Here is a 15,777-nt window from a genome sequence, read left to right on the forward strand (position 1 = left end):
GCTCGCAAGCGTCGCTCATGCCGGTGCCGCCTCTCCGAGCCGAATTCGTGGATCCAGGTAGGCGTACGCCAGGTCGACGACCGTGTTGAACAGCACGATGAAGAACGCTCCGTACATCGTCACTCCGATGAGCGGCGGGAGGTCCAGTGTGCGGATCGCCTCGCCCGCGTACAGGCCCACACCGTTGATGTTGTAGACGGTTTCGGTGAGGATCGCGCCGCCGCCGACGACCGCGCCGAAATCGAGCCCGAACAACGTCACGATCGGAATCAGCGAGTTGCGCAGGATGTGGCGGATGCGGACCTGCCGTTCGCTGATGCCCTTGGCGCGCGCGGTCCGCACGTAGTCCTCGTGGGCCACGTCGAGCATGTTGGTGCGCAGCACCCGGCTGTAGAACCCGACGTAGAGGACAGCCAACGTGATCCACGGCAGGATCAGGTGATACGCCCATTGCAGCGGATTCTCGGCCAGCGGTACATAACTACTCGACGGGAACAGCTCCAGCTTGTAGCTCAGGTAGTACAGCAGGATCGCGGCCAACCAGAACACCGGCATCGAGATCCCGGCCAGAGACAGGACCGTCAACGCCCGATCGGTGAACTTGCCCGCGTGCACGGCGCTGAGATACCCGAACCAGATGGCCAGCGCCATCCACAGCACCGCGGCACCGATGCACAGCGACAGCGTCGCGGGCAGTCCCTCCCAGATCTGCTCGGCCACATTGCGATTGCTCGCATAGGAGGTGAGCTGGCCGGTGAAGATCTGCTTCATCATGGTCAGGTACTGCACCGGTAGCGGCTGGTCCAGGCCGAGGTCATGGCTGACCCGTGCGATGAGTGCGGGATTGGCGTTCTTGCCTGCGATGCGCGCAGCCGGGTTGGAGTTCGGGATCACGTTGAAGATCACGAACACCAGCACCGAGATCGCGAAGAGCACCGCCACCATGCCGACAACACGTCGGACGACGAATCTGAGCATCAGTGCTCCAACCGGATCCGGGCCTTGGGGTCGAGTGCGTCACGCAGCCCGTCCCCGAACACGTTGAGCGACAGCACCGTGATCACGATCATCAACCCGGGCACGATGGTCAAATGCGGTGCGGTGTAGATGGTCTGGTACCCGTCGGCGATCATCGTGCCCCACGACGCGTTCGGGGGCCGCACTCCGGCGCCCAGAAACGACAACGCCGATTCCAACAGCATGTTGTTGGCGATGTTGAGGGTGAAGAACACGATGATGGTCGAAATGATGTTGGGCAGCAGTTCAGAGGCCATGATGCGCAGCGGCCCCTTGCCCATGGCCACCGCGGCCTCGACGAACTCCTTCTGTCGCAATGCCATTACCTCGCCTCGGATCGGCCGGGCCATGTAGGGCACATACACGCAGCCGATGATGAGGATCGGTATCCAGAGGGAGTCGCCGGCCACCTGCACCGGGCCGAGCTTCACGCCGCCCAGCGCGAGTGCGGTGCCCAACGCGATCCCGAGCAGCAGCACCGGAAACGCCCACACCACGTCCATGGCCCGCGACAGCAGCGCGTCGATCCAGCCCCGGTAGTAACCGGCGAGCAGTCCGATGACCACCGCCAGCACCGTCGTGGTCAGCGCGGCGGCCAGTCCGATGTAGATCGAGGTGCGCCCGCCGTAGAGCAGCCGCACCATGACGTCGCGACCGTTCTGATCAGCGCCCAGCAGATAGCGGCCGTGCAGCCCGGGCCCCAACGGCGTGCCGTCAGGTGACACGACGTAGGTTTCTTCTCCGTCGATCAGCACCTTGTCGGTGATGTGATTCTCGTTCGGCGTCGTGTGGGCCACGTGATCGGCCCACAGCGGTGCGGCCAGGCAACACAGCACGATCACGACGAATAGGCCTCCGCACAACAGCGCAACCTTGTTGCGGCGCAGCCGATTCCAGGCAAGAAGCCAAGGGCTGCGTCCTTCGACGGCGGTCGCCATCACTTCAGGGCGAACGACGTGTAGTCCTGGTTGAACAGTAGATGGTGATAGCTGTTGTCGAAATCCATGCGGTCGGACACGAACGTGGTGAACTGCTCGTTGCCGTAAGGCGCCCAGATCGCCTGCTCCATGTAAGCCTTGTCCAGGTCGGCGTACCCCTTCTTCACGTCATCGGAAAGCCGTTGGGTGAGAAGCTGGTTCATCTTCGCGTCCAACTCGGGGAAGTTGGCCCGGGAGAAGTTGTTGCCGTTGGTGGGCAGGATGCTCTTGCCGTTGATCAGCGGGCGGAAGAAATCGTCCGGATGCGGGAAGTCCTGGAACCAGTCGCCGAACCCGGTGTCGACGTCCGGCGTGGTCTGGTTGCCGATCGTCGTCCAATACACGTCGCCGGCAATCACTTTGAGCGTGGCGTTGAAGCCCAGCTGGGTCAGCACGTCATGGTAGTACTCACCGATCCGTTTGCGGTCCGGCTCGTCATCGGTCCACACGGTGATGTCGCGGTCGGCCGGATTCGCCTCGGCGATCAGTTGTTTGGCCTTGTTGATATCGGGCCCGGCATAGAGCTTGTACTCCTGGTAGCCCGGCATGCCCGGGGGCAGGATCTGCTGCGTCGGGTGGAGCCGGCCGCCGAAGATGCGGTTGAGGGCCTCCGGGTCGATCGCGTAGTTGACGGCCTGGCGCACCCGTAGATCGTTGAACGGCGCACGCTGGGTGTTCATCCAGAAGTAATAGGTGTTGATGGAGTTTTCCAGCCGGAACCGATTTCCGTACCGGGCCTTGACCTCCGGCAGCCGGTCGGCGTCCGGCGGGTCTGTCATGAAGTCGATCTGGTTCTGCTGCACCCCGGTCACCTGGGCGCTGTTGCTCTTGTTCTGGGTGACGATGATCTTGTCGACGTGCGCGTCGGCCACCTCGTCGGCACCGGCGTCCTTGACCGTCTTGAACTGCGGATTGCGTTCCATCGTCAGCGTGTGCGGCGCGTCGACCTTGGTGATGGTGAACGGCCCGCTGCTCGGCGGCGGGTTGTTGGTCGCGTCTTTGTCGAGCGGGGTGGTCTGCGGGACCGGCGCGGCGAACGGCAGCGCGAGGATGTGGTCGAAGGTGCCGTTGGGCTCGTTGAGAGTGATGGTGATGTCGCCGCTCGCGTCATCGGTCTTGATGCCGCTGATCGTGTCGGCCTTGCCGTCGGCATAGTCGCTGGCGCCTGCGATGACGTTGTAGAACACCGAGCCACCCGAGTCCACCTTGAACAACCGCTTGACGGCGAAGGTGAAATCGGAGGCTTTGATGGGCGTTCCGTCGGAGTACTTCATGTTCGGCCGCAACGTGAGTTTGTAGGTCTTGCCGTCGGCCGACACCTCGGGCGTCGCCTTGGCCAGGCCCGGCACGATCTCGGTACCCGCCTCGCCCTTGGCGTGTTTGTAGGTGAGCAGCGGTGTGTAGGTGTTGTAGAGCACCTCCCAGCCCTCGAGCGTGTACGAGAGCTGTGGGTCCACATAGTCCGGGAACGAGGTCATGCTCACATTGATCTCACCGCCTTGCTTGGCGCTCGAGCCGCCGCTGCCTCCGCCCCCGCACGCGGCCACGCCGAATACGGCAAGCGCGGTGATGCTGGCGACGGTCAGAGCTCTGCGCGGTGTGATCATCTAGTTCCCCTCGAATATGACCCGGACGATTCCGATACAGCTGTACGCTATTTGCGTCCGTCGGTGAGCATCTTTCGGGAAAATTCACGGTCCGCAACCTGAGAGGCCGAAGTTTCTCCTGTGTAACGGCGGTGTGAGCAGAAGTTCAGGGTCGAATTGGCGTGTGGAGCGATCTGTTCGAGGTCCCAATTTGGATTCGTTCTGATCAGATGGCGTTATCCGGCCGGGAGCTGCAGGTTTACCCCGATGGCCACGAGATCGCCGCCGGACGCGCACGTGTTCACAGCACCTAAGTACGCAGGAGCGTCTTTAGCCCATCTATTGTGTGGCTGTGCCTGATATGGATCGTCGCAGTGTGATGTTCATGATGGGTCTGGGGGTGGCAGCCGCGGCGCTGCCTGCAGGGGTTGCCAACGCAGACCCCGTCGGGGGAAACCCGCCCGGACCCGCCGCGCCCGGCGCTCCTGCGCCGGCTGCTGCTGCTGGAACTCCCGCCTACCTGTTCCAAGATGAATTCAACGGACCTGCGGGGTCTCCGCCAGATCCGACGTGGTGGCACCTGGTGCCCGAGCGCGAGACCATCAAGAACCCGGTCGAATGGGACAAACCGTTCAACATGGGGCGGTACGTGACCGATACGGACCACGTGTTCCAGGACGGCAAGGGCAACCTCGTCATCCGCGCGACGCGCGGGCCGGGCACGACGATCCAGGAGAAGTACGCCGGCGCCAAGGTCGTCGGAAACTGGCGCGGCGGCATCGGGACCACGTGGGAGGCACGAGTCAAGCTCAACTGCCTGACCGACGGCGCCTGGCCGGCGTTCTGGCTTCTCAACGACGATCCCGTCCGCGGCGGCGAGGTCGATCTGGTCGAGTGGTACGGCAACCGCGACTGGCCTTCGGGCACAACGGTGCACGCCCGCCTGGACGGCGAATCGTTCGCCACCGATCCCCACCCGATCGACGGCGCGTGGCACACCTGGCGGATGTCGTGGACGCCGCAGGGCATGTACTTCTGGAAGGACTACGCGCCAGGGATGGAGCCGTTCTTCCAGGTTCCGGCGAACTCGTTGGACGACTGGCCGTTCAACGATCCGGGCTACACCCTGGTGCCGGTGTTCAACATCGCTGTCGGCGGCTCGGGCGGTCGCGATCCCAGCGGTGGCAGCTACCCGGCAGAGATGCTGATCGACTGGATCCGCGTCTTCCAGGGCTGATCGCCGGCCCGCGGGGCAGAGGGTCCTAGAACGCCCTACTGCCCTGCGGGCTCAACACGAATCCGTACTGCCACGGCCCGCCGTCGCCGGGGTCTGCCACGGTACACACCACGTTGTGGTCGCTCGGTACACCGCAGGTGACCGCCGAGGAGCTTTCTGGCACAACGATTTTCGAGCCGGTCGGCAGCAGGTGGTACGACGCCGGGTCAACCCTGTCGACCTCGGAACCACTGCGGTGCTCGTAGCTTCGGTAGGTTTCGAAGTCATCGAGCTTCACGGTGTCGAACCCCGATCTCGGATCGTCCGCCGGGCCGAACCATGGACCCTTGGCGAAGGCATAGTTGGTGGTGCCCGTGACGCCCGGCAGAGCGCCCCAGCAGTACGCGGTCGGCGGGCTCTGCCAACGGGTAATCGTCATGATGCGGCAGTGGATACCGTCGGCAGTCGCGAACTGCCAACCGCCGGCACCGTACGTGCTGTACGTGGCATAGCTGTCGTAGTCGACCGGTTTCAGCGCCGCCAATGCGCCGACGTCGGGGGACGCGGCCGCGTGCGGTGCAGCGAACATTCCGGCGGACAGTGCCGCTGCGGCGCTCACGGTGAGTCGATGCATTACCTCATTGTCAGGCCGCCGACGGCGGCGTCCTCGCACCAAAATCGGCCCCCTCCCTGGCTGGGAGGGGGCCGATCACGTCGGTGCTATGTGGCGTCCCCCGAACTGCCGGCACCGGCGTCGCTGTGGTCTGCCTTGGCCGGCTTGTCTGCTTTGGCCGGCTTGGACAGTGCCTTCTTGAGTCCTTCACCAATCTTGTTGACGCTGTCCGAGACTCGCTTGCCGACGTCCGAGACACGCTTGGCGGCGGTCTTGTTCGTCGTCGTGCCCGTCTTGCCGGGCGTGGAGACCGCGGTGTCGTGGGCAGCGGGAGCGGTTGCCTCGGGTGTGGTCTTGACGTCTGTGCTGCTCGCAGCCGTTGTCCCGGTGGAGTTTTCAGCTGTGGCTTCCGTGGCGGGCGCTTCGATCGCCGGTGTCTCGGTAGCGGGCAGCGACAGCGTCGTCGCCTTCGGTGTCACCTTGGCGGTGAGTTCCTCGGGGTCGGGTGGCGGCGGGTTGATGGCCGTGGCGAGTCGGCCGCGGAAGTCCAGCGCAAACTTCAGGAAGCTGGCTTGGCTGATTGCTGCGGCGGCGACGTTGGCGACCCCGTGCTCGACGGCGTTGACCACATTTGTCGGGTCTCCTGTACCGATGGACTTGCCGACCTCTTCGAGGTTGGCGGCCACCGTCTGGGCGAATCCGAATGCCGACGACGCGACAGCGATCGTGCCCCATGCGTAGTACATCGCCGCTGTCGTGACCCGCTGGGCAATTTCGAACTTGTCTTGAACGAGTCCGACGACCTTCTGGTACTGCATGAAGCCAACCCAGACGGGACCGAAAAACAATCCGACATACGCACCGAGCGCGCCATCCAGATCTCCCTCGGCCAGCTTGTTCAACGCGACTCCGGTGGTGACCGGAAATCCGGTGACCATGTTCTCGATGACGGGTGTGAGCGCAGTTGCGATATCGCCCAGCGTCTTCCCGTCTGCAGTCGCTTTCGCGAGGATCGCTCTGGCCACTGGAAGCGGATTGGCGATTTCGTCTTGGATAGCGGTCTGAAGCGCGGCGACCGCCTGATCGAACACCGGGGTGAAGACGTCAACGGGGTTGTCGATCGCCGCGCTGAGTTGCACTGCGTGGGTTTGGATTGCGGGTGGGGGAGCGGCGACCGGGGTCACCGCGATGACGCCGGCACCGACGAGGGCGACACCGGCGGTCACGTAGGGTCGTAGGGCGAGTGGCAACTGGGTCTCCTTCGGGTCAATGGGTGTCAGCCATCACTGACCGCGTGAAGGTATCCGCGAAGTTGCCGAATAACATTCGCATTCTGTAACAGGTTTCAATTCTTGTTCAACGGTGGCTGCGGAAGGCTCGGGGCGACACCCCGACCCGGTGCCGGAACGCCGTGGCGAAGTGGTTGGGCGTCGAGAAGCCGACCATCGCACTGATGTCGGTGACGGTCCGCGAAGTCGTCAGCAGCAGCGACTTGGCCCGTTCGATCCGGCGTTCCAGCAGGAACTGGTACGGCGTGGTGTGGAACGCGGCCCGGAATACCTTGATGAAGCTGCCAACCGACATCTTCGCTTGCCGCGCAAGGTCTTCGAGCGTGATCTCGGAGTCCATGCTGTCCTCGAGATAGTCGATGATCATCGAGCGGGTGGCCGCATCCAGGGTGTCGGGCCTGTGCTCGGTTCGACGCGGAGCTGACGCGGTATAGGTGTCGGCGAGCAGCAGCCGCAGAGTCTCACCCGCTGAGTCCATCAGCAATCGCGCGCCGGCGTCACCGCGATCGGCAACGCTGTGGATCCGTTCCACCAACTGATGGATCAATGGGTCACGGTGTTTGATGCGCGGAATCAGCGGGGTGGCACCGAGCAGCCGATCTGGGATGGCGATCTCGCAGAACGCGGCGGTGTCCCCTTCGACCAGCGCCGCACACTTGTCTCCGGCCGGGACCACCCAGATGTCACCCGCGGCGGGCAGCGTTCGTCCCGACGGTCCCCAGTCCAGGTTGGTCTCCATCGAACGGAGCCGACCGGCGCGGTGCACGAAGACCAGGTGGCGGCTGCCGTCGTGGCAGCACCAGTCCGTCGACGAGCGGATCTCTTCGGTCGCGAACCGTAAGGACAGCCCGCGGGTGGCGACGGCTTTCTCGCCCAGCACGACGCGTCGGGTTTTCGGCCGCGCGCCATCCCACGGCTTCATGGACACAGGCGACCCCCCTGCGCGATATGCGGCTGCGTCAATTTGGGTTGGAGCGTAGCGAGCCGAGGATGCCGAGGTGGCGGTTTCGATTCATTTTCGGGCGCACGAGTTGCTCGTGCCGCTACACTCACCGCGCTCACCGACGTCGGAGGTTCCGGGAGTGGTGCTCAAGCCGTGGGATGGTGATCGGCCCATGACGCCGCGCATCGTGCTGGAGCAGAAGGATGTCACCGCCCGCGGCATGTCGTTCATGTTCGCCACCGAGCGGATCGCCGCGCCGACCGACTGGTGCAGCGCCAACGACACCCATCATCTGGTCTACGTGTACCGCGGCGGAGCCATGCGCAGGATGGAGACCGTCCTCGATTGGGGTCCGTCCGGTCGGATTCCGCCGTCGGCCGGGGACATCTGGTGGAAGCCTGCCGGCATCGCATGCGCCGCTCTGGTTCAGGGCGACATCGCGGGGTACTGCGAGATCGCCATTCCAGGCAAGGCCATCGGCGACACCGCCCTGCTCCCGCGGGTGAAGTACCGGGATCCGCTCATCCATCATCTGGTCGACGAGATCTACAGCGTCACCGACCGTGACGATGCGGTGGCGAGACTGCTGACGGACTCGGCCGCGGAAACCCTGCGCCTGCTGATCATCGATGCGTACACCGCCGAACCTCGACCGGTGAACGCCGACCGTGCCACGCTGGACGACGCCACCTGCGCCATGCTCGTCGAATATCTCGAGGACAGCATGGACTCCGAGATCACCCTCGACGCGCTGGCGTTATCGGTCGGGATGCCGGTCGGCATGTTCATCAAGGCATTCAGGGCAGCATTCCACGCCACGCCGTATCAGTTCCTGCTGGATCGCCGGATCGACCGGGCAAAGACGTTGCTGCTGACCACAACTCGACCGATTGCCGAAATCGCTGCGGCAGTGGGCTTTTCAACGCCCAACCACTTCGCGACCGCGTTCCGGCGACGCGTCGGCGTGACCCCCCGTGACTATCGGATCGGCTGACCGCAGGTCTCAACAGCGTGTCGATGCGCCGCAAATGCGTGATTGTGTGTTAATTGGCGACACTCTGAGGAAACTCCAAGATCGACTGGGGGGTTGCTGCGAGGATCCTGTGCCGCTCGTATGGTGCTCCGTGTGGGTCGGCATGCATTAGCCAGCCGACGGCGGGTATCTCCGGCCGTCGGGGCCACTGTGCTCGCCTCGACCGCCGTGTTCTTCGCAGTCGGCGGCAGCGCCGCTGAACTCACTGCCACGCAAGCCATCGAGGGTGATGCCGCGAGCGGTCCGCAGCTGGTCACGCCGGTGCGGAGCAAGTTCTCGTCAGCGCCGTCCGACGGGGAATCGGGCATGTCCGTCGTGTCCTTACAGTCGGCGTCGCGGTCGCACTACCGCGTGGTACCTGTCGCCGTCGTGCCCAGGTTCCTGCCGGTCGGGGTCGCACCCGAGCGCGGATTGCAGGTGCGAACAATCCTGGCGGCTCGTGCCGTCAGTGCTGCGTTTCCCGAGATCCACGAGATCGGCGGGGTTCGCCCCGACGCGCTGCGGTGGCATCCCGACGGCCTGGCGCTCGACGTGATGATTCCCAACCCCAGCAGCGCCGCGGGCATCGCGCTGGGCAACGCGATCGTCGCTTATGCCTTGAAGAATGCGGACCGGTTCGGACTGCAAGATGCGATCTGGCGCGGCACGTATTACACGCCCAGCGGTTCACAGGCCGGCGGCTACGGTCACTACGACCACGTCCACCTCACCACCACCGGCGGCGGTTACCCGACCGGCGGCGAGGTCTACGTGCGCTAGACCGCCGGGCTGCCGCCACGGACGAGGCTGACAGCTCGTCCACAGCTCGATCCGGGGCGCGAAGGCGCCGACGTGCGCATACTGGGCGCGTGCTTCTGAAATCGTGGCTGACAGCGGCGTGGCGGTACGTCCGCAGCGCGCCGCTGACCTATATCTGGCTGGCTGCCCTGCTGGTCACCACGATCATTCAGCATCAACTGCACGGGCGGGACCTGCACGTCCTGCTGGTTCAGAGCTCGACCAACATCCATCATCTGGAGACTGACCCGCTGTATGTGCTGGTCACCAGCCTCTTCTGGATCGATGGCCGATTCTGGACGCCGTATCTCGTCTTGTTCAGCCTGATCCTCGCGCCCGCCGAACGCTGGCTCGGACAAATCCGATGGCTGTGTGTCGGCTTGATCGCCCACGTACTGGCCACCTACATCAGCGAAGGTCTGCTGTACCTGGCGATCCACGATCACCTCGCGCCAGAGCGTCTGGTGCACGTGCGCGACATCGGGGTCAGCTATTTCCTGGTCGGGGTGGGCGCGGTGCTGGCGTACCGGATTGTGCGACCGTGGCGGTGGGTCTATCTGGGGACGGCCTTCATCTACTTCGGAGCTGCCCTGGTGGGCAACATCAACTTCACCGCCATCGGGCATCTGTGCGCTCTGCTGATCGGCCTGTGCTGCTACCCCTTCACCCGGCCGTCGGGTGATCAGGGCAGGACGACCGACTCCAGCATCAGGTCGCGGACCACGGTCTGATACTCGCCGTGGGTGTTGTGCTCGATCGTGTCGAACGTTCTGCCCTGCTGTTGCCGCATGTATTCGCGGTATTTCGGCGCGCCCGGGATTTTGACGTTGTCGGCGACGACGATCGAGCCGGGATGTAGCCATCCCCGCTCCATGATGCTGTGCAGGTCTGACAGGTATGCGCTCTTGACATGGTCGAGGAACAGCAGGTCCAGGGTGCCGGGTGCGAATCCGTGGTCTTCGAGCGCCTGTAGCGTGTGGCCACCGTTCCCGATCATCCCGACGACGCAGGTGATCCGGTCGTCGACGCCGGCATGTGCCCAGATTCTGCGCGCGATGTCGGCGTTCGCCTGCGCCCACTCCACCGAAAACACCTTCGCCGTCGGCGCGGCCCGGGCGATGCGCAACGCGCCGTACCCGCAGTAGGTGCCGAGCTCGAGGGCCAGCCGCGTTTCGGCGCGTTTGACCGCGGTATCGAGCAATGCACCCTTTTCATCGCCGACGCTGATCAGGAAGGTCTTGTCGTAGGCGAATCGGTCCATGGCGTCGAGCACGTCGTCGACGTCGCCTCGGCGCGCGTTGGCCAGGACATATTCGGCGGCCGCGGCTTCTCGGCCGTCACCGAACTGGCCGGTCCGCGCGAATGTTCGCGGCAGCAGGAAGGTGTTGATGACCGACCAGCGCAGCGGCGCCAGGAAACGTTTGAGGGTCATCGGAGCCGGCCTTGTTCGGCGGCCCGCCTGCCGCGCACGCGTGCCACTTCCGTCGTCGAGAAAGACTGGGGCGCTTGGACTCTGGCGGAGTGCTCGGTCAGGTAATGCGCGATGTCGCGCGCCAGTCGCGTCGCGTGCCTGCGGATCGACCGCAGCGGGCTGTTGGGCGGTATGCCGTAGCCGATGGTGAACAGGCCGTCGCCGACGTGGCCCGCGAAGCCACCGCGGGGATTGCCGCGTTCGTCCAGGATGCCGAGGTGGCCGACCAGTTTGTCGAGATCCGGGCTGAACCCGGTGGCGGCGATGATCGCGTCGGGTGCGACGGACGAGCCGTCGGCGAGCATCACGCTGGCGGGCCCGACTGCTTTCACCGCCGAGACCACCTCGATGCGTCCGGCCCGCACCGCGTCGACGAGTTCGTCGGCGAATGTCGGGATGCGGCCACGTTGTTCGACAGTTGCCTTCAGCCCCAACGGCGGCCGCTGAAAACCGTATACGGAGAGATCGCTGCCCCACACCAGTCGGTGGGTGCGCGCGATCAGTGGATCGACCACACTCGCCGGAACCCGGGAGGACAGCTCGAGGAACACGTCGGACGGGATCGGGCCCAGCGCCCGGCGGACGAGGTGCGGGGGAGTGCGTACGGAAAGCCAGATCCGGCCTGCGCCGTTGTCGGCGAGTTGGACTGCGATGTCGGCGGCCGAATTCCCGGCGCCGACCACCAGGACGTCGCGGTCCCTATACGGCTTCGCGTTGCGGAACTCTGCGGAATGGGTGACTTCGCCGGTGAAGTCGCTGAGCCCGGGCCAGGGCGGGATGACGGGCGTTCGGTAGTTGCCCGTGGCGAAGACGAGCACCGGTGTCCGGATGGTGCCCGACGAGGTGTCGAGTTGCCAACCCTCCGATGATGCGCGGTCGACGCGGTTGACCTCGCATCCGTAGCGCAGGGAGATGTTCTGACGCTCGACGTAGCTGTCGAAGTAGGCGACCATGTCCTCTCTGGTAGGCCAGCGTCCCGCCGCGACGGGGATTCTCTGGCCCGGGAGATGGGAGAGGAAGCCGGAGGTGTTCAAGCGGAAGTTGTCATAGCGTGTTCGCCACGAAATCGCCGGTGCCCCAGCGCGATCGAGGATCAACGCCCTGATGCCGTGCCGATGCTGTAACTCGCGTGCGACAGCGAGGCCGGACGGACCCGCGCCAATGACGATGGCGTCAAAAAGGTTCCGAGCCTCGGTGGTCATCCACCGCCTCCGTTCGCTCAGCTATCACTGTTCGGGCCTCAAAGGGGCTGGCCTGTGGCGTCGGTCATTTCAGGCTAACGGAAAACAACGTTCGCGCAGTGCTGCGGATCGAAATTGGCGCAATGCGCCGGATGATCTGTCCTGTCCTGGGGCCGTCTCCAACTCTGTGAATTATGGACGGCGCGTAGTGCAGCGAGATTGAGTAATGCACTACTGCATTCTCGTCCGGCGGGCTCGGTACAACTGGTGATGGTTGATCAGGTTCGGTCGTCAGCGCTCCATTCTGGTCGTCACTGATGACACGGTGCTGCCCGCGCCACGGTTCAACGTTCGCATGCCTGGAAATGTCCGTCATCCCCTGTCGTTCTTGATTTTTGACTCGGCAAAAAGGCCTGAATCGATCGCGCTTCGTCGGTCGGTGTCGGATCCGGTCAAGGGCTCCCAGAACCTCGATCTGCCGCTGTAACATCGCAAGTCGTCAAGGTAGCTGGAAATGTCGTCCGCAAAGGGCACGAACTTGCTGCACCGCATTGCTCGGCTCGCCATCGCGGCACCACGACTGACCGTCTCCGTCGCGGCGCTGGTGATGGTCGTCGCCGCCGTCTTCGGTATCCCGGTGGCGAAGAGCCTTTCGCCGACCGGGTTCGAAGACCCGGCGTCCGAATCGGCGATCGCGACGCGAATGCTCGCCGATCGATTCGGCCAGGGCGATCAACAACTCGTGTTCGTCGTCAGCTCGCCGGACGGTGCCGACAGCACAGATGCCCGTCGGACCGGCACCGCGATCGTCGACGATCTGCACCGCTCACCGCACGTCGCCAGCGTGACGTCCGCGTGGACAGTGCCGCCGGCTGCGGCCGCTCAGCTCATCAGTCGAGACGGGCGGTCGGGACTGGTCGTCGCCGGCATCACTGGCGGAGAGCGGGACGCACCCAACTACGCAAACACGCTGTCTGAGCAGATATTGCGGGACCACGGCTCGGTCACGGTGCGGGCCGGCGGGCCGGCGATGGTCAACGCGGGGATCACCGAGCAGACGCAGAAAGATCTGCTGCTGATGGAGTCGATCGCCATACCGCTCAGCTTCCTTGTGTTGGTGTGGGTCTTCGGTGGGTTGCTGGCCGCGGCGTTGCCCGTCATGGTCGCGGTGATGGCGATCGCGGGGGCGCTGGCCGTCCTGCGGTTGATCACGTTCACCACCGACGTGTCGATCTTCGCCCTCAACCTGAGCACCGCGATGGGTCTTGCGCTCGCGATCGACTACACGTTGTTGATCATCAGCCGCTACCGCGACGAGTTGGCGGACGGCGCCGGCCGCGACGATGCGCTCGAGCGCACCATGGTGACGGCAGGCCGCACGGTGTTGTTCTCCGCGACGACGGTCGCGCTCTCCATGGCCGCGCTGATCTTGTTCCCGATGCATTTCCTCAAGTCCCTGGCCTACGCGGGCGTTGCGACGGTGACCTTTGCGGCGATCGTGGCGGTGGTGGTGACGCCGGCAGTGATCGTCCTGCTCGGCACCCGACTGGATGCCCTGGACGTTCGACGACTGCTGCGTAGATCGCCTCCGAGAGCCCGCCCGGTCGAGCAGCAATTCTGGTACCGCTCGACGAGATTCGTCATGCGCCACGCCATTTCCATCGGGCTGGCAGTTGTCACGCTGCTGGTGCTGCTCGGTGTGCCGTTCCTGGGCGTCAAGTGGGGCTTCCCCGACGACCGCGTTTTACCGAGTTCGGCGTCGCCGCATCAGGTCGGTGACCAACTCCGCACCGGATTCGACGCGGACCCCGCCACGTCGGTCTCGGTGGTCATCCCCGACGCCAACGGGATAGGGCCGCAAGACATTACCCACTATGCAGCTGATCTCTCCCGCGTCCCCGGCATCACCGCTGTGTCCACACCGATGGGCACGTTCGTCAACGGGGTGCAGACCGGCCCACCGTCGGCGGCGACCGGCGAAGCGCAGGGCAGCGTGTTTCTGACTGCAGCCAGCACGGCCCCGCTGTTCTCGTCGACGTCGGAGACCCAGCTCGACCAGATCCATGCCCTGGCAGGCCCGGGTGGCCGCACCGTCTACGTCACCGGGACAGCGCAAACCAACCGGGACACCGTGAACGCGATCATGTCCCGGCTACCCGGGGTTCTCGGGGTGATCGCCGTGATCTCGCTGCTCCTGCTGTTCATGCTGACCGGCAGTGTGCTCCTGCCGCTGAAAGCGTTGGTGCTCAACGTGTTATCGCTGAGCGCCGCGTTCGGCGCCATGGTGTGGATATTTCAGGACGGCAATCTTGGCGGACTGGGCACCACGGCCACCGGGACGCTCGTGACCAACATGCCCGTGGTGCTGTTCTGCATCGCCTTCGGTCTGTCGATGGACTACGAGGTATTTCTCGTATCCCGGATCCGGGAGTTCTGGCTGGCGTCGGAACGTACCTGCGCCGCCGCCGACGAGAGCGTCGCCCTGGGTGTCGCGCACACCGGGCGCGTGATCACCGCTGCCGCGCTGGTCATGTCGATCTCGTTCGCGGCGCTCACCGCTGCCCATGTGTCGTTCATGCGGATGTTCGGCCTCGGCCTCACCCTGGCCATCCTGGTCGATGCCACGCTGGTGCGAACGGTGTTGGTGCCGGCGTTCATGCACCTGATGGGCACGTGGAGCTGGTGGGCGCCGGCGCCGCTGGTTTGGCTGCACAAGCACATCGGGATCACCCACGGGGAACCGGCCCCTGCCGCACCGAAGCACCGATTGGTGCCCGCGCAACGCCGCGACAGTGAGGAGGTGCAGTAACCCGTCATGTCCCGACATGTCGTGTGCCTCGGCGACAGCATCACCCGCGGCCAACTCAGCGCCGACTACGTGGCGATGTTGTCGGATCGAACATCGTTGGCGGCCTATGCCTTCACCAACGCCGGCGTCAACGGCGAGCTCGCCGAGAATATGCTGCGGCGCCTTGCCGGAGTCGTCGAACGGCAGCCCGACGTGGTGACGGTGTTGATCGGCAGCAACGACGTGGCCGCCAGCATGTCGGCGAAGAGCAGCGCCAGGGCCCGGCGGATGAACAAGCTCACCCGGCTGCCCAGCATCGAGGGGTTTGCCGACAATGTCGCCGCGATCATCGAGCGGTTGGCGAGTGAAACGTCGGCTCGCATCGGGCTGCTGTCGCTTCCGGTGCTCGGCGAGGACATCGGGTCCGAATCGGTGCGGCGCTCCCAGGAATACAGTGCGGTGCTCAAGAAGATCGCTGAAAGCGCCTGTGTGACATATCTTCCGCTCAACGAACGGCAGATCGAATATCTGACCGGGGGAGGGCACCAACCAGGTACCCACTACCGTGACAACCTGGCACTCATGGCGGGTGGGGCGCTCCAGCACTTTATGCTCCGACGCTCCCTGGACGACATCTCCCGCCGCCGAGGTTTACAGCTCACCACGGACCTGCTGCACCAGAACACTCGAGGCGCGACGATGATCGCGGACCTGATCGAGGACTTCGTGACCGGATAAGGATCGCCACGATTCCATTACTTCCGGCATCCGACGGATCGCGGGATTGTTTCTGAGCCCTATCCGCCAGAACCACCCGATAACACAACACCAGCGCCAGACCGCACGCCCAGCTCCGTGGGGCGTGCGGGCCGTGCGTGCGTGGCGT

Annotated in this window: 14 protein-coding genes; 6 read left to right on the forward strand and 8 right to left on the reverse strand. The window is 64.7% G+C overall.

All coding sequences use genetic code 11. The features are described 5' to 3' along the window. Positions 1-15: 15 nt before the first annotated feature. From RMCB_RS17265 to RMCB_RS17275, 3 genes are read right to left on the reverse strand one after another with little or no spacing between them, the layout of a single operon-like run. The gene (locus tag RMCB_RS17265; protein ID WP_029366832.1) at positions 16-978 is read right to left on the reverse strand and encodes an ABC transporter permease; all 963 of its coding nucleotides are present in this window, start codon (positions 976-978) and stop codon (positions 16-18) included. After that, entirely contained in the window at positions 978-1,955 is a 978-nt protein-coding gene (locus RMCB_RS17270; protein WP_062829742.1) for an ABC transporter permease, read from the reverse strand. Before RMCB_RS17270 ends, RMCB_RS17265 begins: the two co-directional genes overlap by 1 nt. Beyond that, positions 1,955-3,601, reverse strand: coding sequence for an ABC transporter substrate-binding protein (locus RMCB_RS17275; RefSeq protein ID WP_062829743.1), 1,647 nt, complete (start codon positions 3,599-3,601; stop codon positions 1,955-1,957). The genes RMCB_RS17270 and RMCB_RS17275 overlap by 1 nt, the downstream gene beginning before the upstream one ends. Before the next feature lie 340 nt (positions 3,602-3,941). On the opposite strand from RMCB_RS17275, the gene RMCB_RS17280 reads away from it, so the two are divergent. Further along, on the forward strand, positions 3,942-4,817 hold the full coding sequence (locus tag RMCB_RS17280) for a glycoside hydrolase family 16 protein (protein ID WP_029366835.1): 876 nt from the start codon (positions 3,942-3,944) through the stop codon (positions 4,815-4,817). A 25-nt stretch (positions 4,818-4,842) separates the two neighbouring features. Here the strand turns inward: RMCB_RS17280 and RMCB_RS17285 are convergent, their stop codons facing one another. The 3 genes from RMCB_RS17285 to RMCB_RS17295 all read right to left on the reverse strand — a co-directional run bounded on the left by RMCB_RS17285 (position 4,843) and on the right by RMCB_RS17295 (position 7,620). Beyond that, positions 4,843-5,430, reverse strand: a complete 588-nt coding sequence (locus RMCB_RS17285; protein ID WP_062829744.1) for a hypothetical protein — start codon at positions 5,428-5,430, stop codon at positions 4,843-4,845. 86 nt (positions 5,431-5,516) lie between these two features. Beyond that, on the reverse strand, positions 5,517-6,635 hold the full coding sequence (locus RMCB_RS17290; RefSeq protein WP_062829745.1) for a hypothetical protein: 1,119 nt from the start codon (positions 6,633-6,635) through the stop codon (positions 5,517-5,519). 130 nt (positions 6,636-6,765) lie between these two features. Next, entirely contained in the window at positions 6,766-7,620 is an 855-nt protein-coding gene (locus RMCB_RS17295; protein WP_062829810.1) for a helix-turn-helix domain-containing protein, read from the reverse strand. Between the two features lie 76 nt (positions 7,621-7,696). Between RMCB_RS17295 and RMCB_RS17300 the strand changes: the two genes are divergently transcribed. The 3 genes from RMCB_RS17300 to RMCB_RS17310 all read left to right on the forward strand — a co-directional run bounded on the left by RMCB_RS17300 (position 7,697) and on the right by RMCB_RS17310 (position 10,182). Further along, a complete protein-coding gene (locus RMCB_RS17300) occupies positions 7,697-8,635 on the forward strand; it encodes a helix-turn-helix transcriptional regulator (protein WP_308213633.1) in 939 nt (312 codons plus the stop codon). A 132-nt stretch (positions 8,636-8,767) separates the two neighbouring features. Then, a complete protein-coding gene (locus RMCB_RS17305) occupies positions 8,768-9,433 on the forward strand; it encodes a VldE C-terminal domain-containing protein (RefSeq protein ID WP_029366839.1) in 666 nt (221 codons plus the stop codon). A 95-nt stretch (positions 9,434-9,528) separates the two neighbouring features. Then, on the forward strand, positions 9,529-10,182 hold the full coding sequence (locus tag RMCB_RS17310; protein ID WP_029366840.1) for a rhomboid-like protein: 654 nt from the start codon (positions 9,529-9,531) through the stop codon (positions 10,180-10,182). Here the strand turns inward: RMCB_RS17310 and RMCB_RS17315 are convergent. Beyond that, positions 10,134-10,883 carry an O-methyltransferase gene (locus tag RMCB_RS17315; protein WP_062829747.1) on the reverse strand — a complete coding sequence of 250 codons (750 nt, stop codon included), beginning with the start codon at positions 10,881-10,883 and terminating at the stop codon, positions 10,134-10,136. The genes RMCB_RS17310 and RMCB_RS17315 overlap by 49 nt on opposite strands. Further along, a complete protein-coding gene (locus RMCB_RS17320; protein WP_063979630.1) occupies positions 10,880-12,124 on the reverse strand; it encodes a flavin-containing monooxygenase in 1,245 nt (414 codons plus the stop codon). Before RMCB_RS17320 ends, RMCB_RS17315 begins: the two co-directional genes overlap by 4 nt. Positions 12,125-12,641: 517 nt before the next feature. Between RMCB_RS17320 and RMCB_RS17330 the strand changes: the two genes are divergently transcribed. Together RMCB_RS17330 and RMCB_RS17335 are read left to right on the forward strand one after the other, a co-directional pair. Next, entirely contained in the window at positions 12,642-14,912 is a 2,271-nt protein-coding gene (locus RMCB_RS17330; RefSeq protein WP_062829811.1) for an MMPL family transporter, read from the forward strand. Between the two features lie 6 nt (positions 14,913-14,918). Continuing rightward, on the forward strand, positions 14,919-15,629 hold the full coding sequence (locus tag RMCB_RS17335) for an SGNH/GDSL hydrolase family protein (RefSeq protein WP_062829749.1): 711 nt from the start codon (positions 14,919-14,921) through the stop codon (positions 15,627-15,629). The last annotated feature ends 148 nt before the right edge of the window (positions 15,630-15,777 follow it).

This window comes from Mycolicibacterium brisbanense (assembly GCF_001570425.1).
Taxonomy (GTDB): Bacteria; Actinomycetota; Actinomycetes; order Mycobacteriales; family Mycobacteriaceae; genus Mycobacterium; species Mycobacterium brisbanense.